This is a genomic window from Pseudoalteromonas sp. T1lg23B, from assembly GCF_002964665.1.
In the GTDB taxonomy this organism is placed as follows: Bacteria; Pseudomonadota; Gammaproteobacteria; order Enterobacterales; family Alteromonadaceae; genus Pseudoalteromonas.
On record NZ_PQBZ01000030.1, the window covers coordinates 17,234 to 42,601 of the forward strand.

Consider the following 25,368-nt stretch of genomic DNA (forward strand, 5'->3'; position numbering starts at 1 on the left):
ATTTTTTATTGTTGATTTTCGCCGTGAAAATAGAATGTAAACGTAACATTATTTTTTCTTGTAGTTAATTCAGGTTCAACAAGCATTTTTTTTATCTATTTGATTTTATTTAGATTTTGGGATTTTCAAATTCTATTTACATGTTGCTATTTTTGGTACTTTAAGGTTTTCTTTGGACCTGTATCGGGTGCATTAGATGTTGACCTGTTGTTTCAACCAAGCTTAGTATTGAGCCCTGTATCTAAATAGGAACGCCATGTTTCGAATTTAGATATTAAAATAAAACTATAAAAATCAATTGATTAGTTTTAATCAGGGAGACAAAATACATGTTAAATTCAAAAGTATCAAAAGCGGTTCGCTTAGCGATCGCGTTCGGTGCTGCATCAACTGTTGCACTTTCTACGAGTGCTTTTGCAGCCGAAGGTGAAGAAAAAGTAGAGCGTATCGAGGTAACCGGGTCGAGTATCAAAGGTACCGACTTAGCGGGTGCACTACCTATCGATGTGATTAGTGCAGAAGATATTAAAAACACTGGTGTTACTAGTGTTCCTGACCTAATAGCACAAATTCCTTCAATGCAAGGTTTTACTACTCCTGTGTCATCAGTTGGTGGTGGTGGTGCTGGTATTGCAACGGCATCATTAAGAGGTATTGGTGATCAGTACACGCTAGTGCTATTAAACGGTCGTCGTTTGGCTACGTCAGGTTCAGGTAGTGCTGTAAACTTAAATAACATTCCTTTGGCAGCTGTTGAGCGTGTTGAAGTGTTGACTGATGGTGCATCAGCACTATACGGTTCAGATGCGATTGCTGGCGTTATCAACTTTATTCTTAAGTCTGAGCACCAAGGCACTACAGTTGCGCTTCGTACCGACCAACCAAAAGATGGTGCTGAGTCATATAACTTTAGTGTGACAACAGGCCTTGGTGATTTTGACGCTGATGGTTATAGTGTTGTAGCGTCACTAAGCTATGACAGCACTGATTCACTTCGTTCATCAGACCGTGACTTTGCGAAAACAGGTTTCCTTGAGTTCGAACATAATCGTAATGCTTATTATGCTATCAACGGTTCATCTAACTCTGTTCCAGGCAATGCGTTCTTAACGTTCGCTGATAAAACAGGAAAATCATTTACGCCATATGAAAAGGTAAACGGCAAGTGTGATGTTGATACTGCGTTTGCACCTGGCGATTCTTTCTGCTCATTTGACTATACAAGTAAGCTAGAAATCTATCCAGAGAATGAGCGTACTGCATTGATGCTTCAAGCTGACTTTGCGCTAACTGATGATGTGAAAGCATTTGCTACAGTAAACTACACTGACTTCGCGTTGACTAGCCGTATTGCACCAGAAGCAACGGGTAACATCCGTATCCCAGTTGACAGCGTGCTGTTTGACAAGCACATCGCTCCACACCTAACAGCTGAGCAAGCAGAGAATGTAACTGCTTTCCGTGGTAGATGGCGTGGTCTTGCAGGTGGTAACCGTACCGACGAAAACCACACTAAATCGTTCAATGCTATCTTAGGTTTTGAAGGTGTAGTGTTTGATAAAGTTGATTTCAACACTGCCGTGGTTTATTCAAAATCTCAGCGTGTAGACTCGTTACTTGATGGTTACTATAACGAGAAATTCGTAGACTATGTTGGTGCTGGTAAAATTGATATCTTCCAGTCTTACGAAGAGTTTATTAAAGATGAGAACAACTTAAAAGCGTTGGAAGAAGCTAAGTACCGTGAAAAAGATGACACGACTACAACAGAATCTCTTTCAATTGACTTCAGAGCATCACAGGCTGCATTCGAGCTACCAGCAGGCGAAGCTTACGTAGGTTATGGTGCAGATTATCGAATCAACTCATACCAAAAGATTCGTTCAGCAGCGAATAAGTCAGACCGTCGTTTTGGTGACGGTGGTGGTGACTTTGACTACGATCTAGAAAGAGCATCATACGGTGCATTTGTTGAGTTGCAACTACCTGCAACTGAAGATCTAAGCTTCAATGTAGCAACTCGTTATGACACTATCGGCGCTGTTTCAAACAATATGGGCGGCGGAGATGTAAATAAGGACGAGAGCGACACGACGTATAAAGTGAGCTTCCGTTACCAAGCAACAGACAACATAGTTGTCCGTGGTTCGACGGGTACAGGCTTCAGAGCTGCAACGTTACTTCAAATTGCTGAACCAATTACGCCGTTTGGGGTGACTTCTTCGGCTTATAGCTGCCCATTACCAGCGTCTGATTCTCGTGCACAGTTCTGTCCTCCAGGTAGCTTGCAGTATCAGCTATTCCACCTAGGTAGTGACTCATTGAAGCCAGAAACATCAGAGCAAAGTTCAATCGGTTTTGTTTACTCGCCGTCAACGGACTTCTCATTTGAGCTTGACTATTGGTCAGTGAATATTAAAGAACAGGTACAACGTCCAGACGAAGACTACATGTTCAATAACCCTGGATTGTTTGATGAGCGTTTCATTGTTGCACCAGATCGCTCTGATGATACAAATAAACTGTTAAGTGTTATCAAAGCCCCAATCAATATTGGTGAAAATAAAACTGCGGGTTATGACTGGAAAGTAATGTTGAACAATGAGTTCTCATTTGGCCAGTTGAAAACTATGGTACAAGGTACTTACATTGATAAATCACAATATACTCTTGCTGGTGTATTCCCTTATCAGTGGACAAGTAGCTTAGGTCGCTACGGTGTAGACCAAGACGTGGTGTTTAGAAATATCGTAAATATCACCAATACGTTAACTCATGGTGATTTCTCACACACGTTACGTATGAAATATAAGTCTGGTTGGAAAGATGCTGCGACAACGGTTGGTAAAGGTACAATTGCTAACCCAGCGACCGAAAAGTTCTTTGATGATAAAGGTGATGAGCAGACGCGTTTTGCAACTGAACAAGTACAACTTGCGATACCGTCACACATGACTCTTGATTATAAGATTGATTACTCTGGTATCGAGAACATGAACATTACATTTGGTGTGAACAATCTATTAGATAAAGCTCCACCTATGTCGTTGGCAGACCCTGAAGGTCACCTAGTAGGTTATGAAGGTCGTTATTATGACCAGTTATTACGTACTTACTACATTAGCTTAGATTACACATTCTAATCTATGAAGATAAAAGCCACTTTTCGAAGTGGCTTTTTGTTCTGTGAGATAAGAGATAAGGAAATTGACATGAAAAAAATCTTATTAGCGGCATTACTTTCTGTTCCCTTAATGGGCTGCAACTCAACAACCAATGATGATGTTGCAAAGGGTGATGGGTATCGATGTGAGCAAGTTAAGACTTTAGGTAGTAGCATACCTAAGAAGCGGTGCACGACGAAAGAACAGCGTGAACTAATTCGATCGGAATCACATGATTCACTGCGAAACCATCAACGTGCCGGCACAGTTGGTGAAAATAGTAGGTAACTAGTCAAAATGTATCTGTACATGAATATATAAAGTTTTGGTGTTTATAATGTGTAGTTAAATCACCTCACTTCCAACACCAAAACTTTGATAAATCAGACATCTAATTAGAATCTATAACTTACCCCAAACGCGAGTGAGCTTGTATCTAAGTCATTCATGTCCATATATTGCCAGCCTACGTTTACAGCTATGCCATTGTCCCAGTCATATTGCCAACCAGCTTCGGCAAATAATCCAAGTCCATCATCCTCTTTGAGTATTTTGCTATTTTGTGCGATTTCATAGTCGTACAGTTGGACCCCCAATTTGCCATAGAAATGACTATTGTCGGTGATTTGGTATTGGCCCTTAGCAGCGACAACAAAGTTACTGTAGTCCAGCTTATTGGCATCAAGTTCAAATAATAGATTGTCGTTTCGGTTACAAACAAATTTATCATTTGTGATGTCTTTACAGTCCCAGTCATCGGCCTCGCTGCCGCCGTTGATACCTATCTCTAACGCCCACGTTGAATCAAACTGGTAGTTATAGTAGAGATAAAGTGAACCGACACCATCGCCATCTTGGCTGGAGTTTTTATATTCGGCATCACCGCCTTGCAGTTGTACACCAATACGATGGGTTTCGTTGTTCTGCTCTGCTTGACTTGTAAAACTTGCTAAAGCCAGCAATGTGAGAGGGATAATTGAGCGCGTTTTCATAATGTACACTTCCTATTCATTTAACTTGCGAACAGTCTATCCAGTAGCAATGTGAGAGTCTGTTGTGGGTTTGTGAGGGGATGTGGAAGTATGTCAGAAAATGTAAGTAGCTGTATTAATTTGGATTATTTTTGGACTAAGGTGCTTGCTTTAGCGTACATAAATATCTTTATCCCGTATAAGGTCAACCCGCCTGCAATAGCCCCACTGAGTATATGATGTATGATCAAATGAGATGCAATAAATGCAGGGATGTCCCGCAATCCATCTACAAATGCTAACTTGATTATAAGTAATCCATAAGCGGATAAGTGCGCAAACACGGCTACCTTAAATGCACGGGCAAAACGCTTAGTGTGGTATTCTGGCATATCGGCGGCGATAAACTTGATGAACAGCAGTGCAATAAGAGAAATAAGTAGGCTGACCATGCCCAAGCCTAATAGTGATGTTTTAATCGTGATAGCGAGTAAAATATAAGTGAATATTTGCATGAATAAGCAACCTTGTAGATTCGTCATGAATTTTAAAGAACGAGGTTATTTTGTCTAGCAGTTCATTTCGAATAACTTAGAAAATAAAAGTTGATTAGAGCATTTTTCAATTGACTTATGCCCTTAATTTGATACAACTGTAAATTCAATAAACTTCTGAATTTTTATACTTTTATGACTCAATTAACGCTACTGACAAAGCTGACCACATGGCAACGAAATAACGTTGTGATGCGCTCGCTTGTGCTCTGCGGTTAATTGTTTTTTCTAACCGCGATGATAAAAGCGGTTAGCCTCAAAGTTTTTCTCCCTTTTATCGTCCAAACTGGCAAGGATATAGATTATGCCCGTTCAGGCATCCTATTTGTTTGTGATCTTAGTGTGGTCAACGACGCCATTGGGAATTGTTTGGAGCAGTGAGACAATACCGCCGACATTAAGCGTGTTGATGCGAATGTCAATTGCTTTGGTTCTTGCTGGATTGGTCATCGCAATCGGTAATATTCGGGTGCCTTGGCATAGACGTGCCTGCACGCTCTACATGTATTCCGCGTTCGGTATTTTAGGGGGAATGCTATTGAGTTACTTGGCTGCGCAAACTGTTCCATCCGGCGTGATCTCACTGATATTTGGCATCGCACCAATACTGTCTGGGTTGCTTGCTCAAAAGCTACTTGGTGAAGCTAAGTTTACGCCGATTAAAGTGTTCGCTTTGGTGCTCGCATTGTGTGGCTTGTACTTGATTTGTGCAGCGCAAATTCAGCAGTTGGACTTAGCGCCCCTTGGTTTATGCTATGTTTTTTTAGCCGTATGCTGCTTTAGCCTCAGTGGGGTTCTTATCAAACGCGTGAAAGTAGCGATTCATCCTATGGCCACGACTTTTGGGGCTCTGTTATTTGTTACGCCTCTGTTTGCGCTTGTTTGGTGGTTGGCTGATGGCACGACGGCGATTGAACAATGGCAACTGAGATCCGTTTGGTCCACGGTTTATTTAGGCGTTATTGGCTCACTACTAGGGTTTTTAGCGTATTTTCATGTTTTGCAAAAACTGCCCGCTAGTACGGTGGCTTTGACAACGCTTATCACACCCGGATTTGCTATTGCATTGGGTGCATGGCTCAATAACGAAGTTCTTACAGGCAGTTTGTTAATTGGAGCGACAGTTATTATTTTGAGTTTAGCGCTGTTCCAATTTGGTGAGCAGCTTAAGTGGTTTACACCAGCGAAAAATCAAGTAAAAAGGGATAGGTAGACGAACTAATGAACACCTTATACATTACAGGCGCAGGTGTCAGTGCACAAAGTGGTATACCCACATTTAGGGGCGAAGATGGATTCTGGACTATTGGCAGCCGTAATTATACCCCACAGCAAATGGCGACGAGGGCGATGTATGAACATAACCCAGGCGAGTTCTTGAGTTGGTACTATAAGCGTTTTGTGACATATCGCGATCACGGCCCCAACGACGTACATACTTGGTTAGCAAACAAGCAACTGATAACGCAAAATATCGATGGTTTAGACGGTAAAGCTGGTAATAAAGACTATATCTCTGTGCATGGACGCATTGATAAAGTAACCTTGTTTCATCACCAAGGAGATGAGGTCGCAATTGAATCTGCGCCTTGGCATGAGGTTGATGAAAATAACCTTAAAGCGTCGCTACTGGACATTTTTAAGATTGCTCAAGGTGGGCCAGAACTCAATAAGTCACTGAAACCTTATGTATTGCTCTTTGATGAGTATTACACGGATTTATATAACATCAGCCGTGCTCAAGAAATGATGATAGCTGCGGATAAAATGGTTTTTATTGGTACCTCATTTAGTGTCAATATTACTCAAATGGCGCTGGAAATAGCCCGTCATAATCATATTCAAGTTGAGGTAGTAGACCCAGAGCCTACGCACATTTTGTACGACAAAGTGACTTATTATGCGATGCCTGCGGTTGAGTACATCAAACGCTAGTTTTCTGCCATGACTAGTTGAGCAGGGTCATTACTTCTTCACTAGCACATTCAAACGCCGCGCCGAGTAGCAAAATACGGTGATTATTACCGTCTAGCTTTGAGAAGTTCGGACTTTTTTTCAAATGTTTACAGATCAACAACAAAGTGCTTGCCTGACTGGGCTGTTGTTTAACTTGTGCCTCAAGTAAAGCCAGCGCGGCAGTAAGCTCGTGTGCCGGCAGTGCATCAAAGCAAGGATTGAAAGCGAGATAACAATCCATCGGCATAAGCTGTTGAGCATTTTTACAGGCTAAAGCTTTTGCTAGGGATTCATTGCGCTCGAATAGCATGAGAGAGCGAACGTAGTTAAAAGGCGGCGCTATGGGCTGTGAGCGTCCTAGAAGGGTATGCAGTACGGTATTGCCATGCTCATTTTGCTGGTTAAAGCCTTCACTAGCGCTCAGGGCAGGGGTAAAAAATGTCAACTTATCAATGTCATTAATCCCAGCGATCAGCAATTTTGGGATTGGCTTTTTTTCAAATAGTGTGCTGACCAAATCTTGAAAAAATTGATAGAGCGTTTGGTCGCTTTGAGCCTGTTGATATAGGTATTTGAGTTGCGCGATATTATCATTGCTGTTGCTTTGCTGATAAAACTCAATGAGTGCTTGTGCATCCTGATGTTTTATTAGTTCTACCAACTTAATAATTGATTCTTGCTGACCCATATTGTTGCCATCACCACCATGTTTAGTTAGCTTCAGTGTAGAATAAAATGCTTTAAAAAGGGAGACTTATAATTTCACTCGGAGAGTGTGTATCATTTAAGTTATGGCCTGTATTACGTTTAAATATGAACAGAGTGATAAAAAAGTAATGAAAACCTTAAGTAAGGCGGCTTCAGATACTTTCAAATAATATGATTTTTCGTAATGAATTATCTGCTTTTCACATTTTTTCACTACACTTAAAGCTTGGATCGCTGCAAGAGTAGTCTTATGTTTGATGATGATTCAATCTTATTTAGTTCAGACGAAGAACCCGAAGAAATTGTAACCAAACCCCCATGGAAAGTGCTGATTGTGGATGATGATGAGGATATTCATCAAATATCTAAGTTAGTTTTGGCACAAATGCAGTTTGATAGTCGTGGTATTACGTTTTTGCATGCCTACAGTGGCGAGCAGGCAAAAGAGGTGTTGCATGAGCATAGTGATATTGCGCTGATCTTACTTGATGTGGTGATGGAAACTGCAGAAGCGGGGCTGGATTTTGCTAAGTACGTTCGTGAGGGGGCTCAAAATGCCAAAGTTAGGATCATTTTAAGAACCGGTCAGCCGGGTATGGCGCCAGAGTCGGAAATTACCCGAGATTACGATGTTAATGACTATAAAACGAAAACGGAGTTAACCAGCAGCAAGCTTAAGGCTGCAGTCATCGTCGCCCTGCGTACCTATCAGCATTTGGAAAAAACGGAATATGTGCAATTGGGGTTAAACAAAATAATTCGATGCACCAATTCGTTACTTGGAGATTCCGAACTTGTTGAGTTTGAAATTAAAGCATTCCAATCCATTGTTGAAACTCTACCGCTGAGCCAGCAGTTTGAACCCAGCCCTGTCACCGCGTTTATCGCGCAACTTGATATTCAATCAGGTCAACTCGAAGTGATTTTGCCACAAGGTGAAGCGCTAGAGATCCCCAAGACGTTGTTGGATACATTTATTAATGATTTCGATGCACAACTTTATCACAGTGCAGTGATGGACAACTTCGCGATTTTATATGTGGGAGAAAAGCAAAGTGGCAACCCCGTGTTTGTCATCGCTCAGTACCTCAACGGCATTGATGAGCAAGAAGAGTTACTACTGCTGAACCTTGGGCAAAATATAGAAATTGCTTGGCGTAATGCCAAATTACAAATTAGATTGAGCGACAGCAATGTTGACTTGGAAAATCAGGTCGCCGAGCGCACAACTGAGCTTATCAAAGCGAGAGAGCGAGCTGAGCAAGCAAATTTAGCAAAGTCGATGTTTCTATCCAACATGAGTCATGAAATACGTACGCCACTCAATGCCATTTTAGGATTTGCTCAACTCATGGAAAGAGCCAAAGACTTGTCTCAAAGTCATAAGCAAACCATGAATAAAATTATCAGAGCAGGCCATCACCTCCTAGATATTATTAACGATGTACTTGATATTTCTAAGATTGAAGCAGGTTCTGTTCAGCTTAATCTTAGTGATTTTGAACTGAGTAGTTTACTTGAAGACCTGAGCAGCATGTTCAAACTTAAATGTGAGCAAAAGCAGCTGACATGGTGCTTAGAAAATAAAGTGCACGGGAAAATAGCCGTGCATGGTGATCAGGGTAAACTGCGTCAAATACTGATCAATTTACTGGGTAACGCGGTTAAATTTACAGATCGCGGTGAAGTGAGGCTAGTTCATTCGCAACGTGGTGATAACCTCTATCATTTTGAGGTGCACGATACTGGGCCGGGCATATCTGAGCAGGAACTAAACAGCCTATTTACCAGTTTTACGCAAGGTAGTGCGGGAGTGGAAAAAGGCGGAACGGGGCTTGGGCTATGCATTTCAAGCAAACAGGTAGAATTGATGGGAGGAAAACTCAATGTCTCCTCAGAGCAAGGAAAAGGAAGTTGTTTTTCTTTTAGCCTTGAGCTGCTGCCAGCCAAGATGGATATCAACCAGACAAAAGCCATTGAACTTACTCAGTTGTCATTACGTGCGGGCAAAAAGCTATGCGCTTTGTGTGTAGACGATGTTGCCTATAACCGAGAAATATTAGGGCAAACTTTATTGTCATGCGGTATTGAGGTTGAGTACGCTGAAGATGGCAGTCAAGCGCTTGAGAAAATGAAACAACAGCAATTTGACATTGTTTATCTTGATTTGCTGATGCCAGTAATGCGCGGTGACGAAGCGGTACAAGTGATTCGAAATGAGCTTAAGCTAAGCGAGTTAAAATGCGTCGCTATTTCAGCATTTAGTTTGCATCATGAGGTACAACACTATTTGAGTATTGGCTTTGACGAATTTATCGGTAAGCCTTACACCATAGGGCAAATCTTTGATTCTCTCATGCGTTTTTTTCCTGAACACTTTGAATCCATCGAACTTAACAACGAAAACGAGGCAGTTGGCCTACAAGTAGATGAGATAGAGTTAGCGGCTTTTAGCTTACCAAAAGCGTTACGAGAGCAGTTGCGACAATCCGCACAAATCAATGGTACCTCGAAGATTAAGCAAATTTTGCAGGAAATAGAGCAACAGCAACCAAATAATAAGCAACTTACGCAATACTTAGCTAACTTTATAAGTAAGTTTGATATGGCGGGGTTTATTGCCGCGCTGGACGAGGTGCAAGATGAATGATGATTTGGTCTCACTCAGCAATTGCAAGATTTTGATAGTCGATGATAAAGCTGAAAACTTAGAATTACTCACGGGCTTTCTCGAAGCTGAGGGGTACGAAGTGGCTTTTGCGACCTCAGGTAAAGAAGCCATTAATATCGCAACTATCTTTTTACCGCACCTTATATTACTTGACGTAATGATGCCTGGGATTGATGGATTTGAAACGTGTCGACGACTCAAATCTCTCGACAAGGTCAAAGATGTTCCTGTGATTTTTGTCACCGGTAAAGCTGAGCTAAGTGACATTGTTGAAGCGTTTAGCGTGGGGGCTGTTGACTATGTCACTAAGCCAATTCGTCAGGAAGAGTTGTTGGCACGAGTGTCTACCCATTTGCAATTACAAGCGTTGATAAATTTGCGTGATGAGTTGATTTCAACATTACGTGATAAGACGTTGGAGCTTGAAAAGTTATCTAAGCTCAAAGAGCAGCAGCTAGAAGCATCGCAACAATTTAGCCATCTAGGTGAGCTGGTGGGGGAATTAACACACGAACTAGGTACACCACTGAGTGTGATCAGTACAGCTATTACACATTTGGATGATAAACAAAAGGAGCTGAATCAACAGGTTCAGCAGCAAACATTGGCAAAAAGTGATTTGCAGGCGTTTATAGATAATGCAGCGCAAAGCTATGATATCGTTCTTTCAAACTTAAACAATGCGATGCATCTTATAAACAGCTTTAAGCACATTGTGGTGGGGGAGTTTAGTAGTGCCATTACCGAGTTTAATTTATTAGATTATTTGCATGATATACAACGTGTTTTACACCCTAAGCTCAAGCGTTCTCCACATGAGGTGCAAATTCATTGTCCTGATGGCTTGCAGATCACCTCAGATGCGGGGGCCTTGTCACAAATTCTAATCAACCTGATCAATAACGCACTCATTCATGCATTTGCAGAAAATTCCTCAGGTCATATCTTGATAGAGGTTAGCCATCAAAACCAGCAAATTACGTTAAGCGTTAAGGATGATGGACGTGGTATGAGTAGTGACACGCTTAACAAGGTATTTGATAAATATTACTCAACGCGTATTGGTCAAGGTGGTAGTGGTCTCGGGTTATACATAGTGAAGAATTTAGTTGAGAAGAGTTTGCAGGGCCATATTGAGGTAAGTAGTCAGGTGGGTAAAGGTACACATTTTTGTATAACGCTACCTCAACATATTCATGCCAGTTCGACAAGCTAGGTTAATGGTTGTGCCCGTATTAGATAATACACGTTGCGTTTAGGTTGAGAATGCTCTGAGGGTGTTATCTATAAGGCTAGATAACGATATCGTGTTATGAGCAATTACATTGTCATCCTGTAAATTATCAGTACAGAGTAAGTATATGAGAAGCTCGCTAACTTACGCTCGGATAGCGAAAGGTTCAGAGCATTAGCGACTTAAAGATTCTCATCGTGTAGATAAAAATAACTCACTAGTCAGTCGCGAGTTTTAGCTTTATAAATCGCGCAGTGCTTAACTGCACAGTGCTGTGATGTGTTAATGGAAAGCCATTGATATATCACGATTAATGACTCTAATGATTAGGAATTATCATGTTAAAAACTTTGATTGTGGTTGAATCTGAACAAACCGCAGCTGAGTTTGGTTTAGCCAATGTGCTAAGTTTTGAACAATATCTGCAAGATTACCCAAAGCGCGATGAGCCGAAAACTCGCATCATCAACCTCTGTGATACAGGTCAGTATTTAAGTAAAGGCTATTATTGTTCGCTGTTGGCGGAAGCGCGTAAACACGTTGTGCTGCCTACGGTTAAAACCATTAATGCGCTGCGTACCGAGCATCTTGAATTCGCGTTAACCAACACCCAACGCAAAGCACTTGAGCAAAAGCCGCAATGGGTGTTTTTTGGTCAAACTGAAGAAGCCGCTTTAGAAGCCGTTGCTTCGAATCTGTACAAACGTTTTGCCGCGCCATTATTGTGTATACGTCTGTTGAGCGAAAATCGCTTGATTGTTGAGCAAGGGTCAATCACACAGTTGGATGACGTGCAAAAGTCACATCTGTTTAGCGCAATGACTAAGTTGAGTGAATCCGTTTGGAGGCTGGGCAACAAACAGCACCACGCGCGCTGGGAAATGGCAATTTTGGTAGACCCTCAGGAGCCTTCTCCACCAAGTGATGACGATGCTATCGCTAAGTTTGTTAAGGCAGCACGTAAAAATGGTATTCATGCGCAGGTGAAAACAATTCAAACGTTGGACGATATCAACCAGTATGATGCGCTGTTTATTCGTCAAACGACCGCTATTGATCATGTGACTTATCGTTTAGCTACTAAAGCCGAAGGTGCTGGCGTGGTGGTGATGGACGATGCAACCTCTATTTTGCGTTGCTGCAACAAAGTGTATTTACATGATGCTTTTAGTTACAACAAAGTGCCGACCTTAAAAACTCAAGTTGTGAGCGATGCTCGCGAACATACATTAGAGCAATTAGAGCAATTATTTAGCTATCCCATGGTACTAAAAATGCCTGAAGGCTCATTTTCTCGTGGAGTGTACAAGGTCAAAGACCGTCAACAGCTCATTGAGCGATTGGAGGAGTTATTGGCCGAGAGCGCATTGGTACTGGTACAGGAGTATTTGTATACAGATTTTGACTGGCGTATAGGGGTGCTTAACGGTCGCGCTATTTACGCTTGCCGTTACCATATGGCCAGAAACCATTGGCAAATATATAACCATGATTCGAAACGTTTTAGTTCCGGCGGTTTTGAGACATTACCCACATTTGAAGTACCTAGAGCTGTACTTTCAGCTGCGCTTAAGGCCTGTAAGGTAATCGGTAATGGATTGTATGGTGTTGATATTAAAGAGGTAAATGGAAAGGCTTATGTTATTGAGGTTAACGACAATCCGAGCATAGACCATAAAGTAGAGGATGCCTATTTAGGCAATGAGTTGTATATGTTGATCATGGCTGAGTTTGTTAGACGCTTAGAAGCAAGAGGAAGGTATGAATAGCAACGCGATTACCTTGCGTTTTGCTAATTCAGAAGATTTAGCGCAACTGACTAAAATTGAGCAAAGTTGCTTTAGTAGCGACAGGCTTAGCGTGCGCAGCTTAAAGCACTGGTTGAGCGCTAAACATGGGCTGTTTTTGGTCGCAAGCTGTGATGATGCGATTGTTGCTTATGGACTGGTGTGGTGCTTAAAAGGCACCCGTTTGGCCCGTCTGTACTCTTTGGCCGTGTTACCTGCCTATCGTGGACAAGGGATTGCACAGTTGTTACTAAAAGAGCTTGAACTACTAACCCAGCGTCGTGGCCGAGCGTATTTACGATTGGAAGTTTCGGCGTTAAATCAAGCGGCGATCTCTCTTTATAAAAGTCTTGGTTATCAGGTGTTTGGTGCTTACAGTGACTACTATGGGGATGGCAGCGAGGCGCTACGCATGCAAAAGCGTGTCGCCAGATTTGATGGTAAGGGTACACAATTACAGGTGTCTTGGTATAAACAAACCACAGATTTCACCTGTGGCCCCGCCGCGTTGTTAATGGCTATGCAAAGCTTGGATGATACCATGGCGTTAACACAGACGCAGGAGCTGGCTATTTGGCGTGAGGCGACAACGATCTTTATGACCAGTGGACATGGTGGTTGTCACCCAATTGGTTTGGCATTGTCAGCGATTAGTCGTGGTTTTAACGCCCAAGTGTTTCTTACTCAGCTTACTCCGCTGTTTTTAGAAGGCGTGAGAAGTGAGGAAAAAAAACAGGTGATGCGCACCGTGCATGAAGAGTTTGTAGCTCAGGCAAATATCCAAGGCTGTCAACTCAATGACAAACCTTTGGAGTTAGCTCAGTTATATCTGCTACTGAGAAGCAATCACAGAGTGCTGATGTTAATTAGCACGTACCGTTTAGATGGTAAAAAAGCACCACATTGGGTGTGTGTGACCGCAATAGATGACCATTGTGTGTATGTACATGACCCAGAACTAGATCCATCTCAACAGTCCATTGATTGTCAACACGTTCCCATCGGGCTTGAAGAGTTCAATAAAATGGCGACGTTTGGCAAAAACCGATTACGGGCGTCTATCGCGATTTCGCTTTAACTGTGAGGCTGGTCGAGTAAAGTACCAGCCAAGTCCAAAACCACACCCACATAAAAACCACAGCAAACTCGCCAGCAGCGAAAACCCTGTGATTTGTTGCCAATACATGACGCTCAATGGTACAGCCATGAGCCCTCTTAATGTGCACAGTGTTGCTAATGTAATCAAAACCAGTCTTTGTAGCGGCAAAGCTCGAATGATGTTTGCACCTGCAAACGCATACATGGCACACAGTAAAAATAGTAAGGATACAAATACCGTCGCCACAGGGGCAAGCCAAGTCCCTTGCACTGCGGAGTTAATAATAGCTGCGGGTGCAAGCTGGGCCCGAAAGCATTGTTCACCCAAATAAATACAACTGAGATGCGCAATGGCAGTGATGATTGCGACCATTGCGCAAAATAACAGACTGTACTTAACTAACTTAGGCAAACCATAGATCCTTTTTGGTTGTAACTTGTACATGTATAGTACCCATATTACGGATAACGAAGATTAATCACAATGACAGAATATTCACACCCAACCATTCTTATAACTGGTGCTTCCAAAGGAGTCGGTGCGGCTTGTGCCCTTGCTTATGCCAAAGCTTATAAAAATGGATTGAATTTGGTGCTGGTGGCAAGAAACTTAGCACCTCTTGAGCAAATCAAAACACAATTAGCCAGTTATACCAACTGTCAAACCTTGATTATTCAAGCTGATGTTGCGCTATTAAATGACTGTGAGCGAATTGTCGCACAAGCTGTTGAACAGTTTAATGAGATCAATGTGTTGGTCAATAATGCGGGAGTGCATCATCGCGGCGAGTTCAGCAAATTACATGCTCAGCATGTGGCTGCTATGGTGGATGTGAATCTGCGAGCGCCTTTAGTGTTAACGTCTTTAGCACTTAAGCATATGCGAGAAAACACAGTTAATGCTGTGGTGATGGTAGGGTCTTTGGCCGGACTTACCCCTCTGCAAGGTGCGGCGACATACAGTGGCACAAAAGCTGGTTTGAGGGCATTTACCTATGCTTTGCATGATGAACTTGCAAGCAAACATATTAATATTGCTGTGGTATCTCCGGGGCCCATTGATACAGGGTTTATTATGGACGAAATTGACCAAGTTGAGGATATTGTTTATTCACAACCAATGAGTAGCGCAGAGCAAGTTGCTGATGCGATTGTACAATTGAGTCATTCGAGTAAAACTGAGATTGCGATGCCAAAAGTCAGTGGCAAACTGGCCACCTTAAGTTATTTGTTTCCCCGCTTTCGCCGCAGTGTCAGGGGACTACTGTATCGGATTGGAGCAAGAAACAAAGCGAAGTATCGCCAAGTTCATCGTAAATAGGGCGGCTGTGAACTCAGAGTTTGTTCATCAATTCCAGCAACCAGTCTTTGAATATTAACACCTTGCCCTGCGAGGGGAGTCTGGATTGTAAAGGAAACTGTAACGCACGCTGGGCTCACAGCTAATGTTGAATGGTTGCACCAACAAGCCTTGTGCAAGATAGTGTTTGGCTTGTTTTGGTGAGCCTAGACAAACACCATGTCCGGTTATAACGGCACCTAGAGCAAAATCCATGTTACTGACTTCTAGCCACTGACTGTTACTACTACAACGTGAGATGCCAGCTTTATCAAACCAGTTTTGCCAATAGTCATTGTAGGCGTAATACACCAATCGGCAATGTGCCATATTGGCAATATCGCTGAGCTGAGCTTGTTCGGCAAAGGCTGGAGAACAAAGTGGTACCAATTGGTCTTCCAAAATAACTTCTTGTGCTAAATCGGGAAACTGTGAATGACCATAGCGAATGGCGACATCGACCTCAGTATGACGAATGTCTTCAACAGCGGGGGAGACCAAGACACGAACTGCGATATCGGGATAGAGCTCCGCAAAGCGCCACATGTTTGGGATCAAAATCATAGAAGCAAATGACTGGGTTGTGGTGACAGTAAGTACGCCCTCCAGTGGTTCGCAGCTAATTTGTTTCACACTCGCAGCAATTTCAGCAAAGTTCTTGGAAAGTGACTGTGCAAGCTGCTTGCCTTGTGAAGTGGGCTGCATAGTGCGCCCTTGACGATAGAACAGCTTACAGCCGAGATGTGTTTCTAGTAGCCTGATCTGTTGACTCACCGCGGCTTGCGTCACGTATAGCTCTTGAGCGGCTAGACTATAACTTTGATGGCGCGCTGCAGCTTCAACATAGCGCAATGCTGTAAAGTGATTTAATTCTTTATACATAAGCTAATCTTATAATAGGTGTTAAAAATCATCGTTCGAGAGAATGCTCATTTTTGTTAATAATGACATAGTTTGATCATCACAGGAAATAGCATTATGACTCATCAATTAAGTAAAGAGACTGAAAGTAAGCCTCATTTAGCTAGTAGTACAGAGCGCGTTAAGCATCATCCACTGATGGCGTTGTTAACCTTGGTTGCACAGAAATTACAGTTGGAGCAGGCGGTCAAGGTAAAATAGCTATTAGTTGATGTTGTTCAATTATGTTGGCTGACCTCTGGATAAATATAGCTTGGTTAAAATAAGTTCAGGCTTTCACATTTCGTGCACTTTTGCTTGCCAATGTTTCATAGCGAATCACAATAAGGTACGGAGTGAACACTATGAATAACGCAAAGTTAGTGCAGGTAATGGCGCTGTCAGTTGTCTTAAGCGCATTGCAAGTATCGGCATTGGAAGCTAAACCAAAGCCCAAAAATCCACCAAGGTTGGAGCAAATTGCAACGCCAATAGATCAAGAACTTTCAGCCTTGATCACGCAACATGAGTTAAGAGGACATGTTGCTGGGGCACAACAGTTGCCGAAAATTTCAGATCCCATTGCGCAGTTGGGAATGCAGTTATTCTTCACCAAAGCCCTTGGCGGCGAAAAGTCGGTGGCCTGTGCAAGCTGTCACGACCCTCGACTTGGCGGTGCGGATGGGCTATCGCTGCCAATCGGTACTAATGCGGTGGATAGCGATGTTGTTGGTCCTGGCCGACAAGCCATCAATGATGAAATTAACATTCCGCGCAATTCACCCACCATTTTTAACACCGGATTTGCTACTCATTCTTTGTTTTGGGACGGCCGTGTGGAGCGTGTTGTCACAACGGATGAGCAAGGAAACGAAATTAGCTTTATTAGTACGCCAGACTCTGGCTTTAACCAACCTGATGAGCAAGCGGGTGATTCCTTGGTTAGTACTTTGGCACGCTTTCCGGTTACTTCAAAAGAAGAAATGCGCGGCGAAGCGTTTGAGAGTGCGACAACCAATGATCAAGTTCGCGCACATTTAGCACAACGTATTGGTGATTATGGGACTGAGCAGGGGAGTCTGCCTACCAATGATTGGTTACAGGCATTTCGAACAGCCTTTAATTCACAGGATGATGCTCAATCACTGATCACTTTTGATAATATCGCATTTGCACTAGGACAGTACCAATCTTCATTTGTGATGGTGAATACCGATTGGCATCGTTATGTGCGAGGTGATTTAAGTGCGTTAACGGATCAACAAAAACAAGGGGCTAAGCTGTTTTTCACACAAATCTCCGAAGGCGGTGCTGGGTGTGTAAACTGTCATAGTGGTGATAGATTTACTAATGACGGCTTTTTCAATTTAGCGTTTCCTCAGTATGGTATTGGTACTGATGAGAACAATGCAGATATCGGTCGTGGCGCAATTGACCCAGAGCCTCGCAACCAGTTCGCATTTCGAGTACCTAGTTTGATTAATGTCGCTTTGACAGCACCGTATAGCCACGCCGGTGCGTATGAAAGTTTAGAGCAGGTTGTTAGCCATTATTCGAATCCAGAACAAGCAGTGGAACAATTCTTCCAAAGTGGGGGAGCATGTGGCTTAAAGCAGTTTGCCTTAAGCGCACAGTGTGAGACACTCAATCAACAAGCTAGAGAGAATACCGATGCAGCCTTAAGCTTGCTGCGCGCGTCGCCATTTGTGGCGGCAAATTTAGCGCCACAACAGCAGCAAGACTTGGTCGCATTTTTACATGCGCTAACAGACAAGTGTGCCAAAGAACGGGAGTGTGTAAGACGTTGGATCCCAAATCGTAATACACCTGATCCTGATAATTTACGCTTGCGTGCGCCGCGTAGAACGGGCGGATAACGAAACATTATGAAACTGACCATTCGCGTCAAACTGTTGTTAATTATTTTGATAGCTAATACTGCTTTGGTATTAGCTATTTATGTTGCAAACAAGCTAGCGTTTGAAAAAAGCTTTTCTGAGTACATCGAAAATACTTCCAGAGTACAACTACAGGAAGTGATTGCCAAAGTGGCGCAAACTTACGAAAAGCATGGTTCACTAGCATGGGTTTACAAAGGTTCAGATGATTGGGAAAGCCTTGTGCGTTTCTACTATGGCCTAGCCCGAGATACAGGTCGAGGTGGTTTTTCAGGTTATGAAGGAAGCCGACCTCCACCGCCAAGAGATGATTCTCGACCACCACCGCCACGCCGCTATGATGAGGCAAATATTCGACAGGATGACTTTCGGCCACCTAGACCTCGTCGCACTGATGAAGAATTTAGGAGGCGAGATGAGCGCCGTCAGCCACCACCAAGGCCTGCAAATCGTCGTTTGTTGCTTAAAGACGCAGATGGCCAATTGTTAATGGGAAATGCGCAAAATACGCAAAATACTTTTTGGTTCCCGATCTACAAAACGGATCATCTGAGTGAGCCTAAAAGTGCGCAGGTAATAGCCTATTTAGGAGTGGAAGGCAGTGGCTTGATCCGTAACGAATTTGACCAGCTGTTTGCAAAGCAACAGCAGCAACAATTTATATTAATCGCTTTGGTTGCCTTGTTGGTGACCGTGTTGTTAGCCGTACCATTTAGTAAATACATGGTTAAACCGATTATACAGTTAAGGCGCAATGCTAAGGTATTAACTCAAGGTGACTATAGCGCACAAGTTGATATCAGCAGTAAAGATGAACTTGGTCTGTTGGCGCGTGATATGAATCGCTTGGCGGATACCTTGGCGCAAAACCAAATTGCCAGACAACAATGGATAGCGGATATTTCACATGAATTACGTACACCCATTGCGGTTATTCGTGCTGAGCTTGAAGCGATGATAGACGGTGTTATTGATAGCACGCCGGAACAATTAATGTCGTTACATGAAGAGATCCAACGTTTAACTAGATTGGTGGAAGATTTGCACCAATTATCGTTATCTGATCGTGGCGCGTTAACTTATCACATGGATAGGCACAATCTACACGACATTTTATCGCGTACATTTGCCAAGAACCGCCATCAGATTGACGCCAAGCATCTCGCTTGCTCATTACAATGTGCTGAAGATTTGGAGCTTGATTGTGATGAACAGCGTTTGGGCCAGTTATTTGATAACTTGTTGCAAAACTCTTTACGCTACACTGACTCGTCATTACAGCAACCCGGCACATTGGATGTGAAAGTAACTCAGCATGATGGTGAAACTAAAATATGCTGGCAAGATAGTGCACCAGGCGTATCACCCGCTCAGCTTAGTAAGTTGTTTGATAGGCTGTACCGTGTTGAGGGGGCGCGTAGTCGTGAAGCTGGTGGTTCGGGATTAGGATTGGCGATTTGTCAAAGTATTGTGTTAGCGCACAATGGTGAAGTTAGCGCAGACTTGAGTGAATTGGGCGGGCTCGCTATTATGATCACACTGAGGCATTAAGTGGACCCAACGTGTGGCAAACAAACATATATTAATCGTAGAAGATGAACCCAAATTGGCTGATATTCTGGCTAAGTACTTAGCACAGGCTGAATTTACCAGTTATTGTGTACTTGATGGGGCTTTGGCTGAGGAAGCTTTTAAAAAACAACAACCCGCGTTGATTTTACTCGATTTAATGCTGCCAAATGTGGATGGTATCGAGATTTGTAAACGTATTCGTGCCTATTCCAATGTGCCTATCGTGATGATTACCGCTCGGGTTGAAGAAGTTGATAGGTTGCTAGGCTTAGAAATTGGTGCCGATGATTATATTTGTAAGCCTTATAGCCCCAAAGAAGTGGTCGCCCGAGTTAAAGCAATTTTGCGCCGTGTCGCTTTGAATCAAAAAGGGCAAATATCAGAGTTAGAAAGTAAGCTAAAACTAGATGAAGAAACCCTTTTTGCGTCATTCCTCAATGCTAAAGTGGCACTGACGCACGTTGAATTTATGTTACTCAAAGCGATGTATGGCCATCCAAGCCGTATTTATAGCCGAGATGCACTGATGGATCAGATCTATGATGATAGCCATATTGTCAGCGACAGAACGATAGACAGTCATATCAAAAAAATTCGTAAAAAATTGCACAGTATTGCACCGGAACATGAGTTTATTCACTCTATCTATGGCGCCGGTTATAAGTTTGAAGCACATATCAGTTAACATATTTGGCGCACCGTGTTGCACAGGCTTATCACGCAGTGATTGCCTGTGTGCCTAAGACGCTAACTGAGCCGTGTTATCTTGGACTCGTCCGTTGGTATAGTATTTGGCAATGCTTGCGCAAAAATTGTCCGATACTGGGTTTTGTTGGTTATTGGCTCGAATTAAAACCACGTCTGCGATGGGCAGTGGTGGGAGGCTACTGCATTGCAGTTCAGCTAAATCACCTTTGCTGAGCGCTGACATGGCACCAATAGCCAAACCACTTCGTACTATGCCTCGTTGTGCGCTGGCACTGCCACTAGAGGCAATAATTTCAAAAGCTCGATTGAGTTTATGCAATCCTTCAATCGCCGCTTGGTGAAAGCGGCAATCACGTTGGAAAATTGCAATCGGTAACGGTTGTTTTGTTTGCGCATCATATTTGGGGTTGTATACCCATACGCCTTGGGTTGACTCCAGTAGGTAGCCTTCTTCAGAGTCAGACGAACGAGTGATAATCGCCAAGTCGAGGTGACCACTATCAATCATTATCTTAACTCGGTTGCTGGGTGTGCAGGTGATCTGTAAGTCTAAATTTGGCCATTGCTGATGAAGTAATTTGACTATCTTCGGCAAAACGGACTCGGCATAGTCATCAGGGCAGCCAAGGCGCAGTAAAGTACTGGGTTGAGCCGCGCTCATTTGCGCCAAAGTATCATCATGCAATTGCACGAGTTGCTTGGCATAGCGAGCGAATATTTGTCCATCATGAGAGAGATTAAGCAAGCGGCCTCGTTTTTGAAACAAAGACTTATTTAAATCTTGCTCCAGTTTTTTCATTTGCATGCTAATTGCCGATTGTGTGCGGTTCACTTGCTTGGCTGCACGGGTAAAACTCCCAGTTTCAACAAACGCTAAAAAACTTCGCAACGCATCGATGTCCATTACTCGCTCCAACCTATCAGAAATACTTATAGGTTATATCAAAATTATCCGTTAGTCAGAAGTGTTTTTATTGGTTTTAATAGGCTTACATTAAACGCTAAGGAAACAAAAAATGCAGTTATATATCGGTAATAAAAACTATTCATCATGGTCATTAAGAGCATGGTTAATGCTTGAAAAAAATGAGATAACTTTTGAAGAAATCAAACTGCCACTGGATACACCTGCATTTTATGAGGCTTTGAAAGATGTCACTCCTAGCCTTAAAGTTCCCAGTATCATTGACAATGATATTCATGTTTGGGACTCGCTGGCAATTTGTGAATATATCAATGATGTTTATTTATCTGGTCGTGCATGGCCTGAGTCGGTGAGCCAAAAAGCTAAGGCCCGTGCCGTAGCGAGTGAGATGCATTCTGGCTTCAGTGCTTTGCGCAATGAGATGCCAATGAATATTCGCGCGAAGCGAAGTCTGACGATGAGTGAGGCTTGCAAAAAGGACATAGCGCGGGTCGAGCAAATTTGGGCTGAACAAATGACGCAATATGCGGATGCAGGCGGCTGGTTGTTTGGTCGTTGGTCAATTGCGGATGCGATGTTTGCGCCTGTTGTTATGCGCTTTCAAACGTATGGTATTGCTGTAAGTTCACAGGCTAGTTTGTATATGGATAAAGTGCTTAGTTGCCCCGTATTGGCTAAATGGATCAATGAGGCCTTACAGGAAACTGAAATCGTTGAAATCGATGAAGCTGGAGAAGACATATAACAAGGAGCAATCATGAAAACCATTGGCTTATTAGGTGGTATGAGTTGGCAGTCAACACAAAGTTACTATCAACTTATCAATGAGGGAGTTAAGGCGCGACTAGGTGGGCTTAACAGCGCTAAAGTAGTGCTTCACAGTGTCAACTTTGCAGAAATTGAGGCGCTGCAACGAATGGAGGATTGGCAAACTTGTGCCGAGATCTTAGGGCAAGCGGCGGCGGGATTGGAGCGTGCTGGTGCCCAATGCATAGTGATTTGTACCAATACAATGCATAAAGTGGTGCCCCAAATCATGCCGTATGTGTCGTTGCCCATTATTCATGTTGCAGATGTGGTTGCGCAATCGCTACGAGCGCAGGGCATTGAACGCACAGCACTACTTGGTACGCGTTTTACCATGGCTGAGCCATTTTACGCTGAGCATTTGAGCAAGTATGGGCTAGAGGTGATAGTACCAAATGAAGACGAACAGCAAATGGTGGATAGCATTATTTATCAAGAGTTGTGTCTTGGGCAAATTAACCCTTTTTCAAAACAACAATACTTAACGTTAGTCAATGCGTTACATGAAAGAGGGGCCGAAGCGGTTATACTAGGCTGCACCGAGATTGGTTTGCTTATTAAGCAACAAGACTGCAAGCTGATGCTATTTGACACAACACTTATACATGCTCAAGCTGCTGTGAATTTTGCGTGTGAGACATAAGCAATAAATGCTTGGCAGGACAAGTATTGTCCTCATCAACTTAGAATATTGCTAACTCACACAAGCGCATCTATAACTGTATGATGCGTTTATTTTTTTATAGTGATATGACAGTGAATAGGTGGTTGGCTTTATGTTGTCTTGGTGTGTCGAGTTTATTCATGGGATTGTTGCAAGCACAAGACATTGAAAAAGAAATATTTTCTCTAACCTTGGATGATTTATTGGAGCTTTCAGTCACATCTGGCTCAGACAGAGCCGAAAAGTTGCGACACACACCTGCCTCAATTCAAGTCTTAACGAAAGAACAGATTAAGCAGCGAGGGTATACCAATTTAACCGAGGTTATCGCTGATCTATCAGGCTTTGACTTGAGTATTTCATATGGTTCTGATTACACAACTTTTTTTCAAAGAGGCTATCGAACACCCAGCACCCAGCGAACATTAGTTATGGTCAATGGCATAATTAATAACCAACTGTGGAGCCATGATTTTCCAACCAATCGACAGATCCCCATGACGGGCATTGAGCGTATCGAAGTACTCTCTGGCCCCGCAGGGGCAGTGTACGGTCCGAATGCCTTTTTAGGTGTGATAAACATCATTACGCAAAAAGGTAAGAATCTAAACGAGAACAGCCATGAGCTTACGATGCAAGCACAAATGGCGGCGTATGATTCTTTGGGGTTAGACTTCACCGTGCTGGGTAAGCAGCAAAGTTTGAGTTATTGGCTATCGGCAAAAGTATATGAAAGTGACGGGCCAGGTCTTGAAGATATGTCTCGCTGGGGTTTTGTGGATGAGCAATATCTATCTGATGAACGGTTTTGGGGACCGGTGCTCAACTACAGCTACAATGGCGTACCATATGGGAAGTATATTTCTAAGAATCAAGAACATGGGGTCTTTGGTGAGATAAGCTATGATGGGCTGACCGCAGGCGTCAATCATTGGATGACGCACAATGGCTATGGGGTGCAGTTTAGCTTTGACCGAGGTCAACCCAATGCAACGTGGAGTAGAAAAACCAGTTTATATTACCTTGAACATGAGCATACTTTTACTGAGGGGCTAAAAATAAAGAGCTACTATCGTTACCGCACTGAGCAGCGTTATGGTAATTGGGCCGAGGCGAGCCCTGATTCACAAAGCGAGCGTGCGAGATATTCGTATGTCACCATTTCAGATTGGAACTCTGCAAGTACGTCTAATAAGCTTCGCCAAGACTATGAATATCAATATTCAGACTCGTTACATTTGGCCGCGGGCATCAAATATGAGCGAAAAGAATTGACCAAAGCGTACGAAATTTGTGGTTACTGGGCTTCAGCGTACTGTTCACTTGAAGATGACGAAGACTTAGGGCCCTATGGGCTCGGTAAGGGAGTGTATTATTCCACCGATATTACCATGCCTGTATTGCTTGGGGCATTGGGAAAAATGGACGCCGTGAATTTGATTAAAACAACAGATCGTGGCGCCTATTTTAGAGCTAGTTTTAAAGAGTCGAATTGGTCATTGAGTGGCGCAATTCGCTGGGATAACAACTCAACTTATGGGACTTTTATTAAACCCCGCGTAGCAGCGACGTTTGATTACAATGAGCGCAACACACTCAAGTTAATTTACGCAACTGCTTTTCAAGAACCGGCTCCCATTCAATTATATGGTGGTTGGAATGGGCGTAACTCAAACCCCGAGCTACTACCCGAAGAAGTGCAGGACTTATCGTTAATTTGGTTCTACCAAAATGGTCCTTGGTTCAGTGATTTCTCGCTTTATCATAGTCGCTATAAAAATGTCATTAAAGAAGAGTCTGAAAACGCAGGGAAGAGGGACATAACAGGAGCCGAGTGGCGAGTGAAATATGAACTCGATAATCCTTGGTTCGATGCGCCACAAATAAGCAGTTACCTCAATTATAGCTATACCCACGTGACCAGTTACATCAATTATGACCATCAGCTGGGGATGTGGGTAGGTAAAGATACTCAGGCTTGTCAGGCAGATAGCGCTTTGTGTGAAGAGTATCAAGTGCAACTGGGAGATATCGCTCCCCATAAAATTAACTTGGGGATCAACCTACCAGTGACCCAAAGGTTCAGTATCAATACTCGTTTTAATTATATTTCCAGTAAAGAGCTTTATCTTAGCAACCCGCTTCGAGATGCTGACGTTAAACTTGGTGACTCACTTACGACCAATGTAAGCTTTGTATGGAGCATTAAGGCGTGGAATGTACATTTTAAAGTCAATAACTTGTTTGATAGTCAGCTTTACCACTCAGGCGTGGCTCAAGCAAATTCAGGCAGTACATTTACCGATGCAGAAGGCGATTTACTAAGAACGGGTGGATTTTATAACTCCATTTTACCTCAGGTGGGTCGCAACTGGGAGCTGGCAGTTACCGCCTCATTTTGAGCAACTATCA

At 43.0% G+C, this 25,368-nt stretch carries 22 protein-coding genes; 16 read left to right on the forward strand and 6 right to left on the reverse strand.

Features of this window, described 5'->3' with window-relative positions; genetic code table 11:
• The first annotated feature begins 329 nt into the window (after positions 1–329).
• Positions 330–3,143 (forward strand): TonB-dependent receptor domain-containing protein, encoded by a 2,814-nt coding sequence (locus C2M32_RS06735; RefSeq protein WP_105167698.1) that lies wholly within the window; start codon positions 330–332, stop codon positions 3,141–3,143.
• 69 nt (positions 3,144–3,212) lie between these two features.
• Positions 3,213–3,452, forward strand: a complete 240-nt coding sequence (locus tag C2M32_RS06740) for a hypothetical protein (RefSeq protein ID WP_105167699.1) — start codon at positions 3,213–3,215, stop codon at positions 3,450–3,452.
• Between the two features lie 107 nt (positions 3,453–3,559).
• On the opposite strand, the gene C2M32_RS06745 is transcribed toward C2M32_RS06740, so the two are convergent.
• Together C2M32_RS06745 and C2M32_RS06750 are read right to left on the reverse strand one after the other, a co-directional pair.
• Positions 3,560–4,156 (reverse strand): porin family protein, encoded by a 597-nt coding sequence (locus tag C2M32_RS06745; RefSeq protein WP_105167700.1) that lies wholly within the window; start codon positions 4,154–4,156, stop codon positions 3,560–3,562.
• 125 nt (positions 4,157–4,281) lie between these two features.
• Positions 4,282–4,650 (reverse strand): hypothetical protein, encoded by a 369-nt coding sequence (locus tag C2M32_RS06750; protein WP_105167701.1) that lies wholly within the window; start codon positions 4,648–4,650, stop codon positions 4,282–4,284.
• Between the two features lie 343 nt (positions 4,651–4,993).
• Between C2M32_RS06750 and C2M32_RS06755 the strand changes: the two genes are divergently transcribed.
• Positions 4,994–5,902, forward strand: a complete 909-nt coding sequence (locus C2M32_RS06755) for a DMT family transporter (RefSeq protein ID WP_105167702.1) — start codon at positions 4,994–4,996, stop codon at positions 5,900–5,902.
• Positions 5,903–5,910: 8 nt separating this feature from the next.
• Positions 5,911–6,624, forward strand: coding sequence for an SIR2 family NAD-dependent protein deacylase (locus tag C2M32_RS06760; protein WP_105167703.1), 714 nt, complete (start codon positions 5,911–5,913; stop codon positions 6,622–6,624).
• A gap of 13 nt (positions 6,625–6,637) precedes the next feature.
• Here C2M32_RS06760 and C2M32_RS06765 read toward each other — a convergent pair whose 3' ends face one another.
• Positions 6,638–7,333 carry a hypothetical protein gene (locus C2M32_RS06765; protein WP_105167704.1) on the reverse strand — a complete coding sequence of 232 codons (696 nt, stop codon included), beginning with the start codon at positions 7,331–7,333 and terminating at the stop codon, positions 6,638–6,640.
• A gap of 270 nt (positions 7,334–7,603) precedes the next feature.
• On the opposite strand from C2M32_RS06765, the gene C2M32_RS06770 reads away from it, so the two are divergent.
• The 4 genes from C2M32_RS06770 to C2M32_RS06785 all read left to right on the forward strand — a co-directional run bounded on the left by C2M32_RS06770 (position 7,604) and on the right by C2M32_RS06785 (position 14,123).
• Entirely contained in the window at positions 7,604–10,003 is a 2,400-nt protein-coding gene (locus C2M32_RS06770) for a response regulator (protein ID WP_105167705.1), read from the forward strand.
• On the forward strand, positions 9,996–11,240 hold the full coding sequence (locus C2M32_RS06775) for a sensor histidine kinase (protein ID WP_105167706.1): 1,245 nt from the start codon (positions 9,996–9,998) through the stop codon (positions 11,238–11,240). Before C2M32_RS06770 ends, C2M32_RS06775 begins: the two co-directional genes overlap by 8 nt.
• A 356-nt stretch (positions 11,241–11,596) precedes the next feature.
• Positions 11,597–13,027, forward strand: coding sequence for a RimK family protein (locus tag C2M32_RS06780; protein WP_105167707.1), 1,431 nt, complete (start codon positions 11,597–11,599; stop codon positions 13,025–13,027).
• Positions 13,020–14,123 (forward strand): GNAT family N-acetyltransferase/peptidase C39 family protein, encoded by a 1,104-nt coding sequence (locus tag C2M32_RS06785; RefSeq protein ID WP_105167708.1) that lies wholly within the window; start codon positions 13,020–13,022, stop codon positions 14,121–14,123. The genes C2M32_RS06780 and C2M32_RS06785 overlap by 8 nt, the downstream gene beginning before the upstream one ends.
• Here the strand turns inward: C2M32_RS06785 and C2M32_RS06790 are convergent.
• Positions 14,094–14,588: a hypothetical protein gene (locus C2M32_RS06790; RefSeq protein ID WP_234401248.1), complete on the reverse strand. Its 495-nt coding sequence runs from the start codon at positions 14,586–14,588 to the stop codon at positions 14,094–14,096. The genes C2M32_RS06785 and C2M32_RS06790 overlap by 30 nt on opposite strands.
• Before the next feature lie 39 nt (positions 14,589–14,627).
• Here C2M32_RS06790 and C2M32_RS06795 point away from each other — a divergent pair, with 39 nt between their 5' ends.
• Positions 14,628–15,464, forward strand: a complete 837-nt coding sequence (locus C2M32_RS06795) for an SDR family NAD(P)-dependent oxidoreductase (protein ID WP_105167709.1) — start codon at positions 14,628–14,630, stop codon at positions 15,462–15,464.
• A 54-nt stretch (positions 15,465–15,518) separates the two neighbouring features.
• Here the strand turns inward: C2M32_RS06795 and C2M32_RS06800 are convergent, their stop codons facing one another.
• Positions 15,519–16,364, reverse strand: coding sequence for a LysR substrate-binding domain-containing protein (locus C2M32_RS06800; RefSeq protein ID WP_105167710.1), 846 nt, complete (start codon positions 16,362–16,364; stop codon positions 15,519–15,521).
• 96 nt (positions 16,365–16,460) lie between these two features.
• On the opposite strand from C2M32_RS06800, the gene C2M32_RS20470 reads away from it, so the two are divergent.
• From C2M32_RS20470 to C2M32_RS06815, 4 genes are all read left to right on the forward strand, one after another.
• The gene (locus tag C2M32_RS20470) at positions 16,461–16,604 is read left to right on the forward strand and encodes a hypothetical protein (protein ID WP_158678155.1); all 144 of its coding nucleotides are present in this window, start codon (positions 16,461–16,463) and stop codon (positions 16,602–16,604) included.
• A 143-nt stretch (positions 16,605–16,747) separates the two neighbouring features.
• Positions 16,748–18,259, forward strand: coding sequence for a cytochrome-c peroxidase (locus C2M32_RS06805; protein ID WP_105167711.1), 1,512 nt, complete (start codon positions 16,748–16,750; stop codon positions 18,257–18,259).
• Between the two features lie 9 nt (positions 18,260–18,268).
• Positions 18,269–19,831, forward strand: a complete 1,563-nt coding sequence (locus tag C2M32_RS06810) for an ATP-binding protein (protein ID WP_105167712.1) — start codon at positions 18,269–18,271, stop codon at positions 19,829–19,831.
• A 13-nt stretch (positions 19,832–19,844) separates the two neighbouring features.
• Positions 19,845–20,537, forward strand: coding sequence for a response regulator (locus C2M32_RS06815; protein ID WP_105167713.1), 693 nt, complete (start codon positions 19,845–19,847; stop codon positions 20,535–20,537).
• A gap of 54 nt (positions 20,538–20,591) precedes the next feature.
• Here the strand turns inward: C2M32_RS06815 and C2M32_RS06820 are convergent, their stop codons facing one another.
• Positions 20,592–21,464: a LysR family transcriptional regulator gene (locus C2M32_RS06820; RefSeq protein ID WP_105167714.1), complete on the reverse strand. Its 873-nt coding sequence runs from the start codon at positions 21,462–21,464 to the stop codon at positions 20,592–20,594.
• A gap of 112 nt (positions 21,465–21,576) precedes the next feature.
• Between C2M32_RS06820 and C2M32_RS06825 the strand changes: the two genes are divergently transcribed.
• From C2M32_RS06825 to C2M32_RS06835, 3 genes are all read left to right on the forward strand, one after another.
• A complete protein-coding gene (locus C2M32_RS06825; protein WP_105167715.1) occupies positions 21,577–22,230 on the forward strand; it encodes a glutathione S-transferase family protein in 654 nt (217 codons plus the stop codon).
• 12 nt (positions 22,231–22,242) lie between these two features.
• The gene (locus tag C2M32_RS06830; protein ID WP_105167716.1) at positions 22,243–22,935 is read left to right on the forward strand and encodes an aspartate/glutamate racemase family protein; all 693 of its coding nucleotides are present in this window, start codon (positions 22,243–22,245) and stop codon (positions 22,933–22,935) included.
• Positions 22,936–23,096: 161 nt separating this feature from the next.
• The gene (locus C2M32_RS06835; protein ID WP_158678156.1) at positions 23,097–25,358 is read left to right on the forward strand and encodes a TonB-dependent receptor plug domain-containing protein; all 2,262 of its coding nucleotides are present in this window, start codon (positions 23,097–23,099) and stop codon (positions 25,356–25,358) included.
• Positions 25,359–25,368: the final 10 nt, after the last annotated feature.